The sequence below is a fragment of the Ruegeria sp. HKCCSA071 genome (genome assembly GCF_017872555.1).
In the GTDB taxonomy this organism is placed as follows: domain Bacteria; phylum Pseudomonadota; class Alphaproteobacteria; order Rhodobacterales; family Rhodobacteraceae; genus Ruegeria.
The window spans coordinates 93,000-110,022 of sequence record NZ_JAEDOX010000003.1; the positions used below are offsets into that span (position 1 = coordinate 93,000).

Genomic DNA, 17,023 nt, shown 5'->3' on the forward strand with positions numbered 1-17,023 from the left:
GCCGCCCCTTGGGGCGGCTTTTGCAACTGATCAGCCTGACCGGCGTTACATCAGCGGAGCCTGGCCCCAGATGTAGACGGCAAAGAACAGGAACAGCCAGACAACGTCGACGAAGTGCCAGTACCAGGCGGCGGCCTCAAAACCGACGTGTTTTTCCGGTGTGAAGTCCCCCTTGAGCGCGCGGATCAAGCAGACGGTCAGGAAGATCGTCCCAATGATCACGTGCGCACCGTGGAACCCGGTCGCCATGAAGAAGTTGGAATAGAACTGGTCGCCGCCAAATTCCCAGCCTTCATGCTTGAGAAGTTCAGCGTATTCATAGCCCTGCAGGAAGGTAAAGGCGATACCCAGCACGATGCCAATGGCCAGACCATTGATCAGCGCCTTGCGGTCATTGTCATGCACCAGTGCATGGTGCGCCCAGGTGATCGCACAGCCTGACAGCAGCAGGACCAGAGTGTTGATCAGCGGCAGGTGGAACGGGTCAACCGCATGAATATCCGGCTGAATGTATTCGGTGCCGGCATAGTCGTACATCGGGTACATGCGATGTTTGAAGAACGACCAGAACCAGGCGAAGAAGAACATCACCTCGGACATGACGAACAGGATGAAGCCGTAGCGCAGACCGATGCGGACAACAGGGGTGTGATCGCCCTGACGGCTTTCCGCAACCACATCCGACCACCAGGCGAACATCGTGTAAAGAACAGCTGCCAGACCGGCCCAGAACATGAAGGGCGTGATGCCTTGCATCCAGAGAACGGCTCCGAACAGCATGACAAAGCCGCCGACGGCGCCGATCAGAGGCCAGATCGACGGGGCCAGAATGTGATAATCGTGGTTTTTAGCGTGTGCCATCAGCGTCCCTCACCTACAGGCGTTAGTTCGTGTTTGTATCTGCCTGCGCATCGAGGGCGGCATAGCCCTCGGGCAGGTCAATTTCGTAGAATGTATACGACAGCGTGATCGTATGAACATACCTGGCTTCAAGATCCTCGACCATTTCCGGGTCGACGAAGAAAGTCACCGGCATCTCAACGCGCTCGCCGGGTTGCAGCACCTGCTCTTCAAAGCAGAAACAGGCAATCTTCTGGAAATACCCACCCGCAGAATAGGGCGCCACGTTGTAAGACGCCTGCCCGGCAATGGGGCGGTCCGTCGGGTTGTAGGCCTCGTAAAAGGCGAGACCTGTTTCGCCGATGCGCACATCCATCTCGCGCACGACCGGCTTGAACTCCCATTCCATGTCCTTGGCCTTGGACGCGTCAAAGCGGATGGTAACGGTGCGATCCAGAATGTTATCGGGGGCAGTTTCGGCAACACCAGTGGTGCCGCCAAATCCGGTCACCCGGCAGAACCAGTTGTAGAACGGCACCGACGCCCAGGCGAGACTGCCCATCAAGACAACCACACCGACGGTCTGGACAACCGTTTTCTGAGGACCGGACAACGCCATCAGTTCTGAACCTCTTGCGTCGCCCTGTTGAAATCAGTGCCCGAGACCTTGACGATGGTCAGGCCGAAGATGATCACTATAAAGGCAGCCAGCGTCAGGCCGACACCCAGATTGCGGCTGAACCGGCGCTGATGCAGCTCGTGACCTTTGCGCAGGCTCATGACCATCCCCCCAGACCATAGGGTTTCAGCAGGGCTTCGGCCAGAACGGCACCGAAATGCAGGAACAGATACAGCAGCGACAGCTTGAAGAAACCGCGTTCAACCTTGAAGTTATCTGCCTCGGAATCGTCTTCGGTCCGGCGCGAGATTTTCCACGCGCCCCGCAGGAACAGGATGTTCAGAACCAGTGCAACGGTCAGATAGATCGGGCCGCCAATGCCTGAAAATGCAGTTCCGACGGCCAGCAGGGCCAGCAGAGCTGTATAGACAAGAATATGGACACGTGTCGCGCGGCGACCGTGGGTGACGGTCAGCATCGGCACGCCTGCGTCGTCATAGTCCGAGCGCATGAACAGCGCCAGCGCCCAGAAATGCGGCGGCGTCCACATGAAGGTCAGGGCAAACATCAGCCAGGGCTCGACCGACATCGATCCCGTGGCCGCCACCCAGCCGATCACCGGAGGGAACGCACCCGCTGCGCCACCGATCACGATGTTCTGCGGCGTCGAACGCTTCAGCCACATCGTGTAGACGACAACGTAGAAGAAAATGGTGAAAGCCAGAAACGCGCCTGCAAACCAGTTGGTCGCAAGGCCCAGCATGATCACCGACAGACCCGACAGAGCCAGACCAACGGCCAGCGCCTCGCCTTCCTCGACCTTGCCAGAAGGGATCGGGCGGGATTTGGTGCGTTTCATGACACGGTCGATATCCGCGTCCCACCACATGTTCAGCGCACCTGATGCTCCGCCTCCGATGGCGATGAACAGGATGGCGCAGAATCCGACGAAGGGATGGACAGGAACAGGGGCCGCCAACAGGCCGACCAATGCCGTGAACACGACCAACGACATCACGCGCGGCTTCAGCAGGGCGAAGTAATCGCCAAAGCCGGCCTCGTCCGCCCGGGCGGTCGCAGTGCTGGCATTGATGCTTGCGTCGGTCATTTCCGGTCCTTTTGGGGCGAAAACTGCGCGGATCGCCCGCGCAGCCTGAAATTTGTGTCAGGCGGGGTTGAACCCGCCCCATCGTACTCAGTTCGAGGCGACCTGATAGCTTTGCGGCAGGCCCGCATATTCTTCGATCGCACCTTGCAGCCATTCGTCATAGACTTCCTGGCTTACGACCTTGACGGTAATCGGCATATAGGCGTGGTCCTTGCCGCACAGTTCCGAACACTGACCAAAATAGATGCCTTCCTTGTCGGCCTGGAACCACAGTTCGGCCAGACGTCCGGGCACACCGTCCTGCTTTACGCCAAAGGCCGGGATGGTCCACGAGTGAATCACGTCAGATGCAGTCACCTGCATCACGATGACCTTGCCGACCGGAACGACAACAGCGGTGTCGGTGGCCAACAGCCATTCATCATCGCTGTAGCCTGCATCGATCAGCTTGGCGCGCATTGCGTCATCCAGAACAAACGGCGTCACGTCCGCGTCCGCAGGGCGTGCGCCCTCGTCCAGGGTCGCCGGGTGGCCCAGCAGATAGCTGTCGAATGCGAAATCGTGATCAACATACTCGTAGGTCCAGTACCACTGGTTGCCGACGACTTTGATGGTAATGTCACCTTCGGGGATTTCCTGCTGTTTGAAAAGAACCGGCAGCGAGAACGCGCCAATAAACACCAAAATCAAGATCGGACCCAAGGTCCAGGCGATTTCAACAGGGGTATAGTGCGAGAAACGCGCCGGGGTCGGGTTTGCGCGCTGATTGTAGCGCACGATGCAATAGACCAGCAGAGCTGCAACCAGCAGACAGACTGCGGTGATGATCACGAGAATCATGCCGTCCAGCTTCTGGATTCCTGTGGCAAGGCTGGTGGCCGCGGGCTGAAAGCCCATGCCGCCGTCTACCGGCTTGCCGATAATCTCAAGCTCCTGAGCCATGGCGGGTAGGCTGGAGAGGGCTGTCATAAACCCTGAAAGCATCAAAGCATTCTTCATGTTCTGTCCTGATCGTTTGATCTTTGCGTCCCTGACGGAAAGGTGTGAATCGGTCGCACCTCTCCCGTTGTCTTTGGCCGCGTTAAAAACCATATTCCGGCGGGTAGATAAAGCAAAATGCTTGCGTCAAACAGACGCTATTTTTGATCTGGATCAAACCCGAAAGGTCGCAACCCATGCCTGAAGCCCCGTTTCGCCCCTTTGAGAGCGCCCTGCCGCAAGATGAAGCACTGGCCATATTGCGCTCGGCAACGGACGGGGCCGAGGATGGAGAGCTGTTTGTCGAGCGTCGGAAATCCGAATCTCTGGTGTTTGACGACGGGCGTCTTCGTACCGCGTCTTATGACGCATCCGAAGGGTTTGGCCTGCGTGCCGTTCAGGGCGAAGTGGCCGGGTACGCGCATTCCACTGACGTATCGATTGCCGCACTGAAACGTGCTGCCGAGACCGCGCGACTGGCGGTTGGCGATGGAGGCGGAACGCTCGCTGAAGCCCCCCGCCCCACGAATACGCGCCTGTACACGGACGAAGACCCAATCGAATCTGCCGCCTTCCCGGTGAAAATCGAAACCCTGCGGGAGATTGACGCCTTTGCCCGCGATCTGGATTCGCGGGTGGTTCAGGTCAGCGCAATGATCGCCGCCGCCGTTCAGGAGGTGGAAATTCTGCGACCCGATGGTGTGATGGTGCGTGACGTGCGCCCCATGACGCGCGTGAATGTCTCGGTCATTGTTGAACAGGACGGGCGGCGCGAAAGCGGATCGGCCGGCGGCGGCGGGCGGGTTGGCCTGAGCGGGCTGATCGACCCTGCCGACTGGCAGGCCAAGGCGCGCGAAGCCCTGCGCATCGCATTGGTCAATCTGGACGCGGTTCCCGCCCCTGCGGGCGTGATGGAGGTTGCACTTGGCCCCGGCTGGCCCGGTATTTTGCTGCACGAAGCCATCGGTCACGGGCTTGAGGGCGATTTCAACCGCAAGGGAAGCTCGGCCTTTGCCGGGCTGATGGGACAACAGATTGCATCCAAGGGCGTGACCGTGGTGGATGACGGCACAATCGCCGACCGTCGCGGCTCGATCACTGTGGATGATGAAGGCACGCCCAGCTCGCGCACCGTGTTGATCGAGGATGGCATCCTGACCGGCTACATGCAGGATCGGCAAAACGCCCGGCTGATGGGCGTTGCGCCCACGGGCAACGGGCGGCGGCAAAGCTATGCGCACAAACCCATGCCGCGCATGACCAATACGATCATGTTGGGGGGCGACGCTGATCCGGCAGCTTTGGTGGCAGATATTAAAGACGGCATCTGGGCGGTTGGATTCGGAGGCGGCCAGGTCGACATCACCAACGGTAAATTCGTTTTCTCGTGCACCGAGGCGTATCGGGTCGAAAACGGCAAGATCGGAGCGCCTGTCAAAGGGGCCACGCTGATCGGCGACGGGCCTTCGGCGTTGAAACGCATCCGCGGCCTTGGCAATGATATGGCTTTGGATCCGGGTATGGGCACCTGCGGCAAGGACGGTCAATGGGTGCCCGTGGGTGTAGGTCAACCGACAGTGCTGATGGACGGGTTGACTGTCGGCGGGTCTGCAGCCTGAGTCGGAAGAGAAGCGCAAAGGCAGGCGCAGGGTTAACCATGCGCCACTTTGATTCGACAGCATTCCAACCAGCGCCATTAATTTGAGCGCCGGCTTGAAAATATTATTTGTTTATTTTCAGAGACTTAATCGTCGCATTCCCCAAGAAATACAGATAAATCGCCGCTAATTATCTGCGATTCAGAGGCTGTTAACCCCCTGTCCCGTAAACCAGTTCTGCAATCAGGCGGAGCAACGGATGACCGAAGAGCAGCTTTCTTCCAATCACCCCCCACTCCCACCCACCACGGAAGAGGACCGGTTTTCGTGGCTTCGTCTGTTGCGCTCTCGCAAGGTCGGCCCGGCGACATTTCGTCGGCTGCTGCGTGAACATGGCTCGGCGCAGAACGCGCTGGCCGCGCTGCCTGAAATGGCACGCGCCGCCGGAATAGAAGGGTATGAAACCTGCCCCCCCGGCGTGATCGAGGCGGAACTCAGGGCCGCAGAAGCCGCCAAAGCGCGGCTTTTGTGCCTTGGGGCCGCGGATTTCCCCGGCGCATTGAACGACCTACCCGATGCCCCGCCCTTGCTTTGGGCCATCGGGGAAGTGTCGCTGTTGCAGAAACCGGCGATTGCGATGGTTGGCGCGCGCAACTGTTCGTCGCTGGGCGCGCGGATGGCGCGTGGTCTGGCGCGCGCCTTGGGCGAAAAGGGACATGTGATTGTCTCGGGTCTGGCGCGCGGCATTGATACGGCGGCGCATATGGCGTCGCTGGACACCGGCACAGTTGCCGTCATGGCTGGTGGTGTCGATGTCATTTACCCGGCCGAGAACACGGAACTGGCGCATAATATCGCGACCAAGGGACTGCGGCTGTCGGAACAACCGATGGGCGTGACGCCTCAGGCCAGGCATTTTCCGCGCCGCAACCGGATCATCTCGGGCCTGGCCCAAGCTGTTGTGGTGGTCGAGGCTGCAGCAAAATCCGGCAGCCTGATCACGGCGCGTGACGCCCTGGATCAGGGGCGCGAGGTTCTGGCCGTGCCCGGCCACCCGTTTGACGCCCGCGCTGCCGGGTGCAACCTTTTGATTCGGGACGGTGCGACGCTGGTCCGTTCGGCAGACGACGTTGTCGAGGCGCTGCCACAACAAGGCGATCTGATCTTTGCAAAACCCGAGGAGCCGCCCGCCAAGCAACCACGGCCCGCCGCACTGGATTTGCAGGCGCAAATCCTTGAGCGGTTGGGACCTTCCCCCATCGCCGAAGACCAGTTGCTGCGCGACATTGCGGCCTCGGCCGGGGATCTGGGGCCAGCGCTGGTCGACCTTGAACTGGACGGACGAATCCAGCGCCAGCCGGGCGGGTTGTTGTCTCTGGCAAGCTGATTAGGATGGAAGGCAAGATTGCATAGTCGAATGCTCTGCCTGCAATCCGGCGCGGGTATCACGCTGAAATCACGTCGCTTTTCCGCCTGCCAAAGGAACGCATTGACAATCCCCGCTTGCCCCACACATTTTGCACCACCATAAAAGGCGCCAAATTCGTCGAGCGAGGTTTCCCCTTAAATGCCTGTAGTTGTTGTAGAATCTCCGGCCAAAGCAAAAACAATCAATAAATATCTCGGCCCTGACTACACCGTTCTGGCCTCTTACGGCCATGTGCGGGACCTGCCACCAAAGGACGGATCGGTCGATCCGGACCATGGATTTTCCATGACATGGGAAGTGGGCAATGACAGCCGCAAACATGTAAAGGCCATCGCCGACGCGCTGAAAGAAGACAACGCGCTGATCCTCGCCACTGACCCTGATCGTGAGGGCGAGGCGATCAGCTGGCATTTGCAGGAAGCCCTGACCAAGCGCCGCTCGATCAAGAAAGATACACCGGTCAGCCGGGTGACCTTCAACGCCATCACCAAAGAGGCGGTGACCGAGGCGATGAAGAACCCGCGCGACGTCGATATGCCCCTGGTCGAAGCGTATCTGGCACGCCGCGCCTTGGATTACCTTGTTGGCTTCAACCTGTCACCGGTTCTGTGGCGCAAACTGCCCGGTGCAAAATCCGCAGGTCGGGTGCAATCGGTCTGTCTGCGCCTGATCGTCGAGCGCGAGATGGAGATCGAAGCGTTCAAGCCGGTCGAGTATTGGTCGGTTCGGGCCCTGTTCGAGACACCGCGTGGTCAGACCTATGAGGCGCGGCTGGTCACGTTGGCGGGCAAGAAACTGGACAAGCACGATCTGGCCAACGCGACACAAGCCGAACTGGCGGTTCAGGCCGTCACCAGCCGCGCACTGCGTGTGACTTCGGTCGAAGCCAAGCCCGCCGCGCGCAATCCAAGCGCGCCGTTCATGACCTCGACCCTGCAACAGGAGGCCAGCCGCAAATTCGGCATGGGCGCGCGCCATGCAATGCAGGTTGCGCAGCGCCTCTATGAGGCCGGATACATTACTTATATGCGAACCGACGGGATCGACATGGCACCCGAGGCCGTGACGGCAACGCGCGACACCATCGCGGACCGGTACGGTGCAGAATATGTGCCGGACAGCCCGCGTATGTACAAGAACAAGGCCAAGAACGCGCAGGAAGCACACGAATGTATCCGCCCCACGGATATGACGCGCGATGCCAAGGCGCTGAAGGTCACGGATGAAGATCAGCGCAAGCTTTATGATCTGATCTGGAAACGGACCATTGCCTGCCAGATGGCGGCAGCACGGTTGGAGCGCACCACGGTCGAGATTGGCAGTGACGACGGTCAGGTCGGTCTGCGAGCCACCGGTCAGGTGGTAATGTTCGACGGGTTCATGCGCGTCTACGAAGAAGGCCGCGATGATGTCGCCGATGATGACGAAAAGCGCCTGCCACAGATCATGGAGGGCGACCCCGCGCGCTTTTCCAAGACCACGCTGCGCGATCAGTTTGCCAAGGCCACCAGCGAGTCGGACAAAGCCGCAATCATGGCCGATAACGAAGCCGTTCTGGCGTTGCAGCATCACACGCAACCGCCCCCGCGCTATACCGAGGCCACTTTGGTCAAGCGGATGGAGGAGTTGGGGATCGGACGTCCTTCGACCTATGCCTCAATCGTGACCACGATTCAGGACCGCGAATATGTGCGCAAAGACAAGAACCGGCTGATCCCCGAGGAAAAGGGCCGGATCGTCACCATCTTTCTGCTGAACTTTTTCCGTCAATACGTTGGATACGAGTTCACCGCGAATCTGGAAGAGCAACTGGATGACGTCAGCGCCGGTGATCGTGACTACAAGGATCTGCTGGGCAAGTTCTGGCGTGATTTTTCGTCAGCGATTGGCGAAACATCCGAACTGCGCATATCGGAAGTGCTGGACAAGCTGGACGAGGCATTGGCGCCACAGCTTTACCCCCCGCGTGAAGACGGGTCCGACCCGCGTATCTGCCCGAAATGCGGGTTGGGACAATTGCACCTGAAAACCTCACGCACCGGCGGGTTCGTGGGCTGCGGAAACTATCCGGAGTGCACTTATACGCGACCTATCGCCGGTGAAGGCGCGGAAGGCGACGAACAATTGCTGGGCGAAGACGCCGGGGATGAGATCTGGCTGAAGTCCGGCCGATTTGGGCCGTATGTCCAGCGAGGCGAACCCACGCCCGAGAACAAGAAGCCTCCGCGCGCCTCGCTTCCACGCGGCTGGAGCAAGGATGACATGGATCTGGACAAGGCGCTGACGCTTCTGTCCCTGCCGCGCCAGATCGGTGAGCACCCCGAAGGCGGCATGATCACCTCGAACTTCGGGCGTTTTGGCCCCTATCTGATGCATCAGTTGGCCGATGAAGCCAAGCCGGTCTATGCCAACCTCAAAGACCCAAACGATGTGCTCGAGATCGGTATGAACCGCGCCGTAGAGCTTTTGGCGGAAAAACGAGCCAATCCCGGTGGGCGCGGGCGCGCAGCGGCAAAAGCTTTGAAAGACCTGGGCGAGCATCCCGATGGCGGCGCGATGCAGGTTCTGGACGGACGGTACGGGCCATATGTGAAGTGGGAAAAGGTCAACGCGACCATCCCGAAAGACATCAAGCCCGAAGACGTGACGCAGGAAATGGCCATCGAACTGGTCAATGAGCGCGCATCCAAGAAGGGCACCAAGAAAAAGGCTGCACCCAAAAAGAAGGCTGCCGCCAAGAAGACAGCAAAGAAAGCGGCTGAATAAACCGGACTTTTGACCGGGACATGTCACCAAACGCGCGGGCCGGTTTCTGAATAAAGGAAACGGCCCGCGTGTTTATGGACTGACGCGATACAGGATTGCGTTGTTCAGTAAAGGAGTTGAGACATGTTCAGAACCGCCATTCTTGTTGCGGCGATAAGCGTTGCGGCTGCCACGCAGGGTCAGGCCGCGCATCACGTCAAGTCCGCCACAGCCGAAATCATCAACGCGCAAGGCGACTTCATTGGTCAGGCTAAGGCGACGCAAGGGCCCAATGGTGTTCTGCTGCACGTGCGCGTCACAGACCTGCCGCCGGGAAAACATGGGTTGCACCTGCACAGCCATGGTGTCTGCGAGGCCGGCGAAGGGTTCAAGACGGCCCAAGGCCATGTTGGCAAAGTTGAAGGCGCACATGGTCTGCTGAACCCTGAAGGCCCCGAGCCCGGCGATCTGCCCAATCTATATGTGGGACAGGATGGTGTGGGCGAGATGGAGGCCTTTACAAACCTTGTTTCGCTTGAGGGTAATGGAGATGAATTGCTGGATGCGGACGGGTCAACTTTCATCATCCACGAAGCTGGCGACGATCACATGAGCCAGCCCATTGGCGGCGCAGGTGGGCGCATCGCCTGCGGGATCCTGATCGCAGACTGACACTATTGTCAGCTGAACTACCGTAGAAATACCTGAACCTTCTGGTTTCATTGACTTCCCCATGACGTGGCGGCAAAACCTGCCCATCACCATGTCATTGGGGGAGTTTTCCATGAAGAAAGTCTATGCCAATGCCGCCGAGGCACTCGATGGGGTGCTGACGGATGGCATGCTGATTGCCGCGGGCGGGTTTGGCCTGTGCGGCATTCCCGAACTGTTGCTTGCTGCCATCCGGGATTCGGGCGTCAAGGACCTGAGCTTTGCGTCGAATAACGCCGGTGTGGACGATTTCGGTATCGGCATCCTGTTGCAGACCAAGCAGGTCAAAAAGATGATCAGCTCGTATGTCGGCGAAAACGCCGAATTCATGCGTCAGTATCTGAGCGGCGAGTTGGAACTGGAATTCAACCCGCAAGGAACACTGGCCGAACGGATGCGCGCCGGTGGGGCCGGTATTCCCGGTTTCTACACCAAGACGGGCGTCGGCACCGTGATTGCGGAAGGCAAGGAGCACAAGGATTTCAACGGAGAGACCTATATTCTTGAGGAAGGCATTTTTGCCGATCTGGCTATCGTCAAGGCCTGGAAAGCTGACGACACCGGCAATCTGGTGTTCCGCAAGACCGCCCGCAACTTTAACGTGCCCGCTGCCACCTGCGGCAAGATCTGCGTGGCCGAAGTGGAAGAGATTGTTCCGCGCGGCTCACTGGACCCGGACAAGATCCACCTGCCCGGCATCTATGTGCATCGCATCATTCAGGGCGATCACGAAAAGCGCATCGAACAGCGCACCACCCGCAAGAAGGAGGATGCATAATGCCCTGGGACCGCAATCAGATGGCCGCACGCGCGGCAGAGGAACTGGAAGACGGCATGTATGTGAACCTCGGCATCGGGATTCCGACGCTGGTGGCGAACTATGTGGGCGACAAGGACATCACTTTGCAATCCGAAAACGGAATGCTGGGTATGGGCCCTTTCCCGTATGAGGGCGAAGAAGACCCGGACCTGATCAACGCGGGCAAACAAACGATCACCGAACTGTCCCGCACTGCCTATTTCGACAGCGCCACATCCTTTGCGATGATCCGGGGCGGCAAGATTGCTGCTGCGATTCTGGGTGCCATGGAAGTGGATGAGAAAGGCGACCTGGCAAACTGGATGATTCCCGGCAAGCTGGTGAAAGGCATGGGTGGCGCCATGGACCTGGTTGCGGGCGTTGGGCGCGTGATCGTGGTTATGGACCACACCAACAAGCACGGTGAAAGCAAAGTCCTGAAGGAATGCACTCTGCCACTGACCGGCAAGGGCGTCGTGGATCGCATCATCACCAATCTCGGCGTTCTGGACGTGGTCGAGGGCGGATTGAGGATCGTTGAACTGGCAGAGGGTGTCAGTGAAGACGAAATGCGCGCCGCGACCGAAGCGACAATCGTCGGCTGAACAAAAGAAAAGGCCCGCCGGATCGAGGCGGGCCTTTTCAGTTTGAGGTCTGGAACACGCATCCATCTGAAATCAGATCCGGCGGCGTCGCGCACAAAGCCCGCGCGATCTGGAAAGCGGCCAGAACTTTGGGGACATAATCCCGGGTTTCGGCAAAAGGCGGCACGCCGCTGTGTTTACGTACGGCCCCTTCGCCCGCGTTGTAACCGGCCAGAACCAAAATCGGGTCGTTCCCGAACTCTTCCATCAACCAGTTGAGGTATTTCACGCCCCCGGCGATGTTCTGCGAGGGTTGCAGACTGTCCTTAACACCGAAGCGGGCAGCTGTAGCGGGCATCAACTGCATAAGCCCCTGCGCGCCGGCCGAACTGACGGCATCTGCGCGACCGGCCGATTCAACCGAAATGACGGCCAGCACCAGCGCTGGCGACACATTGGTTCCCACGGTTGACCGCAATATCTCGATCCCGCGTTCTTTTGCTATGTTTTGCAGCGATTGCAACCGGGGCGATCTTACATTCGTCGCCGCCAGCGCGTTTATCGCAGCATCAAGCCGCCCGGCCCCGCCTTCATCAATGTGCGGTGAAATGCGGTCCCAGAATGCCTTGTACGACCCTTTAGGGTCAGGCGCGGCACCGATTCCCGGCACTGTGGGCTGAACCACTTTGGTTCTTGCTATGATTTCTGGAACCACCAGTTCCACCCCTGTGCTGGGCGCTGAGGGCTTGGCCGCGTGTTCCTCGGGGGTGATCTGAATCGTCACGCGAGGACGCTCACCCGGCTTGGGGGCTTTGATCCGCTTGTAAACTCCGCGCGGCTCAACCTCGGTCGCATACCCGGGTGCGACACCAGATAGTAGAAACGCCAGTACACCGGCGCATTGAAGTGCGTTCCGGAGAGTCATGTGCCTGCCTCATGTATTCTTTTTACGCGATTTGAACCGCGAATCTTCGCCCAAAGCCAGAAAAACAAAGCGAATTGGGGCAATTTCGCCTCATTTGGCGTAAATTTGCACCGCTACAGAGCGCTTGGCATCAATCAAAGAATTTTTTTTTGTCTTATTTACAAATGCTTACGCATTTAGTGACCAAAAAGTTAAGCCGCGCGAAAAAAAATCTGTGTTTGGCCCAATTCCTGCCACGCACAACAGGCAAACATTAATCCATACCGAGACGGACATGAGCGGACTGAGAGAGAAAGCTCTGAAGAACGCCGAGGTTTGTTAAACTCTTTTTGATCCTTTAGGAGGGACGTAACATGATCAAGTTCATCAAGAACTTCCGCAAAGACGAAGACGGCGCAGTAACAGTTGACTGGGTTGTTCTGACCGCAGCAGTCATCGGCCTGGCAGCCGTTGCATACCAGCAGATCTCGGCTGGCGCGACCGGCCTGGCAACAGACGTGAACACCGCGCTGAACGCATCGACAATCAGCACCGGCAGCAACACCGCAACAGGTGGTATCACAACTGCAGGTTCCAACTAAGCCACTGGCTTAGAGAGATTTCGAGACCGCGCCTTTCAGGCGCGGTCTTTTTTGTTTCAGGAGCACCGACACCTTCTGAGACTTAAATACAGGCCAGCAAACATAGCCTGCGCGCCGCGCTGCGAGCACCGCCGAATTAATCGCGCCCCTTGTGCAGGTCTCTTCGCAACAAGAACACGTGAAAAAGTGTGGAATCTTAGATGTTTCCACCGAAATCAATTTTTGGCCTGATTTCTGCCATCCGAACGAACCACTTTTAGGCAACGTTAAGGAAAACACCGAATTTTCGTATTGGAGATAAGTAGATGCTAAAGTTCCTTAATCGGTTCAAATCGGACGAAACGGGAGCGGTGACCGTTGACTGGGTGGTTTTGACCGCAGTGCTCATCGGTCTGTCAGGCGCGACCTACCTCGTCATCAGCTCAAGTGTTGATGGTATCGGCGGTAATATCAACCAAGCCATGAGTTCCTCTGTTGTTAGCACCGGCTCAAACACCGCCCCTGGCGGCCTCGTCACAGCGGGAACCAACTGAACCGCAGCGAGTTTTCACATTCACCCGCTTTCCTGAGCGTATTGGTGAACGTGTAGGGCAAATAAACGCGGCGACCCTTTTGGGCGCGGCGTTTGTTTTGTTGTTCCTGGTCCAGCCTGCCGCAAGGAAATGACAGCAGTTTTTTTGTGGATTTGTGCGAAAGCTGACGCAGAATCTAACAAGCAGACATTTTTGTCCCACATTTCGACACAATTTACATTTAACACTTGGGCTGTTTCAAAGCGGCCCTTTGGCCGCTTAGTATTCGACTAAATAAGAAAGAGGTGCATGTATGCGAGCGGTATTCGGACTTGTCCTGATTGTCGGCGTTGCTCTGGCTGGGGGCGCCGTTTACATGGCGCGCAACTATATTGCGGCTTACCAAAGCGAACTGGCGCGACAGAAACAAGCGGCGGAAGAAGCGCTGGCCAATGCCAAAGTCGATGTCATTCCAACGGTAACTGTTTACGTTTCAAATCGTGCACTGAAATACGGTGAACGCCTAACCCAGGAAGACGTTCGCGCCGTAGACTGGCCAGAAAACGCGATTCCCGCAGGTACATTCTCTGATCTCACTGTGCTGTTTCCCGAAAGTGGTGCCAATGAGCGTTATATTCTGAGGACCATGGAAAAGGATGAGGCGATTATGGAGGTCAAGATTACACGGCCAGGCGAATCGGCTGGCCTGACCTCGCGACTTGAAAAAGGTATGCGCGCCTTTGCGATTAGCGTCGACGTGGCCTCCGGTGTTTCAGGGTTCCTGCGCCCCGGCGACAATGTTGACATCTACTGGACCGGATCGAGCGGCACCGTCGAGGGCAATACCGGCGGCATCACCAAACTGATCGAAGCCAACGTTCAGCTCATCGCCGTCGACCAGACCGCTGGTTCGGACGTCGCAAGCGCAACGATTGCGCGCACAGTCACGGTCGCAGCCACGCCGGAACAGGTTGCTGCGTTGGCGCAGGCCCAAAACACCGGTCGCCTGTCACTGGCTCTTGTAGGGGTGCAGGATGACTCAGTTGCGTCGACAATCGAGGTGGATCAGCGCAAACTGCTTGGAATTACGGCAGCCGCACCGGAACCCGAAAAAGAAGTTGAACAGGTCTGCACGACGCGCATCAGACGCGGTGGCGAGATTGTCAACGTGCCTATCCCCTGCACAAATTGACGCCAATTCAGAGTGTTACAAGATCGGAGCCGCATCACAGATGCGGCTCTTTTCTTGTTGTTGTTGCCAATTCTCCACATAAGGAAAATTCCAGAAACCATTGATTATTGCAATAAATTCGGATTTCGCGCAGTCTCTTTGCACATAGGGCATAAGACCCAAAAAACGAGGCGTGATCGGAGAGGCAGGTCACATGACAATACGTTCCTGGATCAGCGCAACCCTGCTGGGGTTGTCGCTTGTTATGGGCCCGGTCGGCGATGCCGCCTGGGCTGAAACCCTTCGCGTGGTAAAAAAGGGCACGGTGGAAACACTGGATGTACCAATGAATCGCGCGATTGTTGTGGAAAGCGAACAACCGTTTGCAGAGCTCAGCATTGCCAACGCAGGCATTGCGGATATCTCGTCGCTTTCGGATCGCACAATCTATGTTTTGGGTAAGGCCCCTGGCCTGACCACGCTGACACTGTTCGATGGCGCGGGAAATCTGCTGGCCAACGTACGTGTCCGGGTTGCGCCCGATGTAACCGAATTTAAAGAGCGCCTGCGTCAGATCCTGCCAAACGAGCAGGTGGAAGTGCGCACCGCCAATGATGGGATTGTGCTATCCGGCACGGTTTCAAGCGCAGCCAAACTGGCCCGCGCACTTGAATTGGCTGAACGGTACGCGCCGGAACGTGTTTCGAACCTGATGTCCGTTGGTGGCGTGCAGCAAGTTATGCTGAAGGTACGCTTCGCCGAGATGAACCGCACCGTCGCCAAAAACCTGACAGCCTCGCTTGGCTTCGGTGGCAGTGACATTACTGGTGGTTTCAACACGCTCAACAACCAGCTTTCGCTGAATAACGCTATCGCAAACAATATCCCTAACGTTCAAACAAACACAGGTGCGATCTTGTTTGGGTTTGGCGCGGGTTCAACGCAGGTCCGTCTGTTGCTGGAAGCGCTTGAAAGCAAGGGGTTGGCCCGTAGCCTGGCCGAACCGAATCTATCTGCTCTGTCTGGGCAAGAAGCAACGTTCCTAGCAGGCGGCGAAGTTCCGATTCCAGTACCACAGGATGACGGCGTCGTAGCTATTGAATATAAGGCCTTCGGTGTCGAGATGGACTTCATCCCACGTGTTGTGGATGGTAACCTGATCAACCTTGAAATGGGAACTGCCGTTTCCAGCATCGATCAAAGCTCGGACTTTACGATCAACGGCGATTCTGTTCCCAGCTTCATCACTCGTCGTGCCACGACTACAATTGAACTGCGCGATGGGGAAAGCTTTGCCATTGCGGGTCTGATTCAGGATGATTTTGCTGATCTCAGCAATCAGGTCCCGTGGCTAGGAGATGTTCCGGTGCTGGGCGCTTTGTTTCGCAGCGCGAACTATCAACGTGCACAAAGCGAACTTGTGATCATCATCACGGCGCATCTGGTGACCCCAACACGTGGCGAGGCACTTGCCCTTCCCACCGATCGTGTCAAACCGCCCAGCGAATTTGACCTGTTCGTGAACGGTCGGGTCGCACGCACTCAGCGTCCCGGGGCTGGTGGAGCATCCGAAGTTGCCAAACAGGATTTCGGCAGCTCGTACGGCTACGTCCTAGATTGATCAGGAGGATAGGACCAATGCAGAAGTGGATCATCACACTGGGTCTTACGGTCGCCGTTGCCGCATGTACGCGCGAGGCCGGATACGAGATCGATGCCGGAACCTTCGGAAACGCGACATTGAACAATATACAGGTTCAAAACGGCGAGTTGACATATGCTCAGATTCTCGGTCGCAGATTTGCCGCAGATGTGCCCAGTCAAGTGAACTTTGCCTTCAACAGTTCGCAACTGGACGCATCAGCCCAACGCATTCTGCTGCAGCAGGCAGACTGGATCAAACAGTTCCCCGAAGCCAGGTTCCGGGTTTACGGACATACGGATGCCGTAGGCTCAACAAGCTACAACAAGAGCCTTGGGATGCGCCGCGCACAAGCGGTGGTTACATTCCTTGAACGGCAAGGAATCTCGCGTTCACGTCTTGAAGCCGTTGTATCCTTTGGAAAAACGCAGCCGCTAATTGCAACGCCGAATCGGGATCGCCGCAACCGCCGCACTGTAACGGAAGTTTCTGGCTTTGTTGACCGTCACCCGCAACTGCTTGATGGCAAATACGCCAACGTCATTTACCGCGAATACGTTGAAAGCGCGACGTGGAAGAGCACGATTGAACAGGTGACCGCGACAGACGCCTCTGATGCGGGTGAATAATATATGCGAAATGGGCGACATCGTCGCCCATTTCCCTACAATTGGTTCTTTTGCGCCCAATTCTTGCCCAACTTCAGAGCAACTTTGTGAACAATAGGGTGACCTGCGGCCAAATTTGACCGTATTGGGGCGACAGCACATCAATCTGGCGG

The 17,023-nt window shown here is 57.5% G+C and carries 17 protein-coding genes; 11 read left to right on the forward strand and 6 right to left on the reverse strand.

Features of this window, described 5'->3' with window-relative positions; all coding sequences use genetic code 11:
• Positions 1-45: 45 nt before the first annotated feature.
• The 5 genes from I9188_RS10090 to coxB form a co-directional block, all read right to left on the reverse strand.
• On the reverse strand, positions 46-861 hold the full coding sequence (locus tag I9188_RS10090; RefSeq protein ID WP_209505605.1) for a cytochrome c oxidase subunit 3: 816 nt from the start codon (positions 859-861) through the stop codon (positions 46-48).
• A gap of 22 nt (positions 862-883) precedes the next feature.
• Entirely contained in the window at positions 884-1,459 is a 576-nt protein-coding gene (locus I9188_RS10095) for a cytochrome c oxidase assembly protein (protein WP_209505603.1), read from the reverse strand.
• Positions 1,459-1,620, reverse strand: a complete 162-nt coding sequence (locus I9188_RS10100) for a hypothetical protein (RefSeq protein WP_209505601.1) — start codon at positions 1,618-1,620, stop codon at positions 1,459-1,461. The genes I9188_RS10095 and I9188_RS10100 overlap by 1 nt, the downstream gene beginning before the upstream one ends.
• Positions 1,617-2,567, reverse strand: coding sequence for a heme o synthase (cyoE, locus tag I9188_RS10105; RefSeq protein ID WP_209505591.1), 951 nt, complete (start codon positions 2,565-2,567; stop codon positions 1,617-1,619). Before cyoE ends, I9188_RS10100 begins: the two co-directional genes overlap by 4 nt.
• Positions 2,568-2,654: 87 nt before the next feature.
• Positions 2,655-3,566 (reverse strand): cytochrome c oxidase subunit II, encoded by a 912-nt coding sequence (coxB, locus tag I9188_RS10110; RefSeq protein ID WP_209505589.1) that lies wholly within the window; start codon positions 3,564-3,566, stop codon positions 2,655-2,657.
• A 176-nt stretch (positions 3,567-3,742) separates the two neighbouring features.
• Between coxB and tldD the strand changes: the two genes are divergently transcribed.
• From tldD to I9188_RS10140, 6 genes are all read left to right on the forward strand, one after another.
• On the forward strand, positions 3,743-5,164 hold the full coding sequence (tldD, locus tag I9188_RS10115) for a metalloprotease TldD (RefSeq protein ID WP_209505587.1): 1,422 nt from the start codon (positions 3,743-3,745) through the stop codon (positions 5,162-5,164).
• A 238-nt stretch (positions 5,165-5,402) separates the two neighbouring features.
• The gene (dprA, locus tag I9188_RS10120; protein WP_209505585.1) at positions 5,403-6,530 is read left to right on the forward strand and encodes a DNA-processing protein DprA; all 1,128 of its coding nucleotides are present in this window, start codon (positions 5,403-5,405) and stop codon (positions 6,528-6,530) included.
• A gap of 180 nt (positions 6,531-6,710) precedes the next feature.
• The gene (topA, locus tag I9188_RS10125; protein ID WP_209505583.1) at positions 6,711-9,338 is read left to right on the forward strand and encodes a type I DNA topoisomerase; all 2,628 of its coding nucleotides are present in this window, start codon (positions 6,711-6,713) and stop codon (positions 9,336-9,338) included.
• A 123-nt stretch (positions 9,339-9,461) separates the two neighbouring features.
• Entirely contained in the window at positions 9,462-9,989 is a 528-nt protein-coding gene (locus tag I9188_RS10130) for a superoxide dismutase family protein (protein ID WP_209505581.1), read from the forward strand.
• A gap of 112 nt (positions 9,990-10,101) precedes the next feature.
• The gene (locus I9188_RS10135; protein ID WP_209505579.1) at positions 10,102-10,806 is read left to right on the forward strand and encodes a CoA transferase subunit A; all 705 of its coding nucleotides are present in this window, start codon (positions 10,102-10,104) and stop codon (positions 10,804-10,806) included.
• The gene (locus I9188_RS10140) at positions 10,806-11,432 is read left to right on the forward strand and encodes a CoA transferase subunit B (RefSeq protein ID WP_209505577.1); all 627 of its coding nucleotides are present in this window, start codon (positions 10,806-10,808) and stop codon (positions 11,430-11,432) included. Before I9188_RS10135 ends, I9188_RS10140 begins: the two co-directional genes overlap by 1 nt.
• Before the next feature lie 37 nt (positions 11,433-11,469).
• On the opposite strand, the gene I9188_RS10145 is transcribed toward I9188_RS10140, so the two are convergent.
• Positions 11,470-12,336, reverse strand: a complete 867-nt coding sequence (locus I9188_RS10145; protein WP_209505575.1) for a lytic transglycosylase domain-containing protein — start codon at positions 12,334-12,336, stop codon at positions 11,470-11,472.
• 353 nt (positions 12,337-12,689) lie between these two features.
• Between I9188_RS10145 and I9188_RS10150 the strand changes: the two genes are divergently transcribed.
• The 5 genes from I9188_RS10150 to I9188_RS10170 all read left to right on the forward strand — a co-directional run bounded on the left by I9188_RS10150 (position 12,690) and on the right by I9188_RS10170 (position 16,871).
• A complete protein-coding gene (locus I9188_RS10150) occupies positions 12,690-12,917 on the forward strand; it encodes a hypothetical protein (protein ID WP_209505573.1) in 228 nt (75 codons plus the stop codon).
• Positions 12,918-13,222: 305 nt separating this feature from the next.
• Entirely contained in the window at positions 13,223-13,450 is a 228-nt protein-coding gene (locus tag I9188_RS10155) for a hypothetical protein (RefSeq protein WP_209505571.1), read from the forward strand.
• Between the two features lie 292 nt (positions 13,451-13,742).
• The gene (gene cpaB / locus I9188_RS10160) at positions 13,743-14,621 is read left to right on the forward strand and encodes a Flp pilus assembly protein CpaB (RefSeq protein WP_209505569.1); all 879 of its coding nucleotides are present in this window, start codon (positions 13,743-13,745) and stop codon (positions 14,619-14,621) included.
• Positions 14,622-14,814: 193 nt separating this feature from the next.
• Positions 14,815-16,221 carry a type II and III secretion system protein family protein gene (locus I9188_RS10165; protein WP_209505566.1) on the forward strand — a complete coding sequence of 469 codons (1,407 nt, stop codon included), beginning with the start codon at positions 14,815-14,817 and terminating at the stop codon, positions 16,219-16,221.
• A gap of 17 nt (positions 16,222-16,238) precedes the next feature.
• On the forward strand, positions 16,239-16,871 hold the full coding sequence (locus I9188_RS10170) for an OmpA family protein (RefSeq protein ID WP_209505564.1): 633 nt from the start codon (positions 16,239-16,241) through the stop codon (positions 16,869-16,871).
• The last annotated feature ends 152 nt before the right edge of the window (positions 16,872-17,023 follow it).

Bases quoted from the DNA above. Each gene is read 5' to 3' on its own strand.
- I9188_RS10090 (WP_209505605.1), bottom strand. From the start codon at position 861: ATGGCACACGCTAAAAACCACGATTATCACATTCTGGCCCCGTCGATC.
- I9188_RS10095 (WP_209505603.1), bottom strand. From the start codon at position 1,459: ATGGCGTTGTCCGGTCCTCAGAAAACGGTTGTCCAGACCGTCGGTGTG.
- I9188_RS10100 (WP_209505601.1), bottom strand. From the start codon at position 1,620: ATGAGCCTGCGCAAAGGTCACGAGCTGCATCAGCGCCGGTTCAGCCGC.
- cyoE (WP_209505591.1), bottom strand. From the start codon at position 2,567: ATGACCGACGCAAGCATCAATGCCAGCACTGCGACCGCCCGGGCGGAC.
- coxB (WP_209505589.1), bottom strand. From the start codon at position 3,566: ATGAAGAATGCTTTGATGCTTTCAGGGTTTATGACAGCCCTCTCCAGC.
- tldD (WP_209505587.1), top strand. From the start codon at position 3,743: ATGCCTGAAGCCCCGTTTCGCCCCTTTGAGAGCGCCCTGCCGCAAGAT.
- dprA (WP_209505585.1), top strand. From the start codon at position 5,403: ATGACCGAAGAGCAGCTTTCTTCCAATCACCCCCCACTCCCACCCACC.
- topA (WP_209505583.1), top strand. From the start codon at position 6,711: ATGCCTGTAGTTGTTGTAGAATCTCCGGCCAAAGCAAAAACAATCAAT.
- I9188_RS10130 (WP_209505581.1), top strand. From the start codon at position 9,462: ATGTTCAGAACCGCCATTCTTGTTGCGGCGATAAGCGTTGCGGCTGCC.
- I9188_RS10135 (WP_209505579.1), top strand. From the start codon at position 10,102: ATGAAGAAAGTCTATGCCAATGCCGCCGAGGCACTCGATGGGGTGCTG.
- I9188_RS10140 (WP_209505577.1), top strand. From the start codon at position 10,806: ATGCCCTGGGACCGCAATCAGATGGCCGCACGCGCGGCAGAGGAACTG.
- I9188_RS10145 (WP_209505575.1), bottom strand. From the start codon at position 12,336: ATGACTCTCCGGAACGCACTTCAATGCGCCGGTGTACTGGCGTTTCTA.
- I9188_RS10150 (WP_209505573.1), top strand. From the start codon at position 12,690: ATGATCAAGTTCATCAAGAACTTCCGCAAAGACGAAGACGGCGCAGTA.
- I9188_RS10155 (WP_209505571.1), top strand. From the start codon at position 13,223: ATGCTAAAGTTCCTTAATCGGTTCAAATCGGACGAAACGGGAGCGGTG.
- cpaB (WP_209505569.1), top strand. From the start codon at position 13,743: ATGCGAGCGGTATTCGGACTTGTCCTGATTGTCGGCGTTGCTCTGGCT.
- I9188_RS10165 (WP_209505566.1), top strand. From the start codon at position 14,815: ATGACAATACGTTCCTGGATCAGCGCAACCCTGCTGGGGTTGTCGCTT.
- I9188_RS10170 (WP_209505564.1), top strand. From the start codon at position 16,239: ATGCAGAAGTGGATCATCACACTGGGTCTTACGGTCGCCGTTGCCGCA.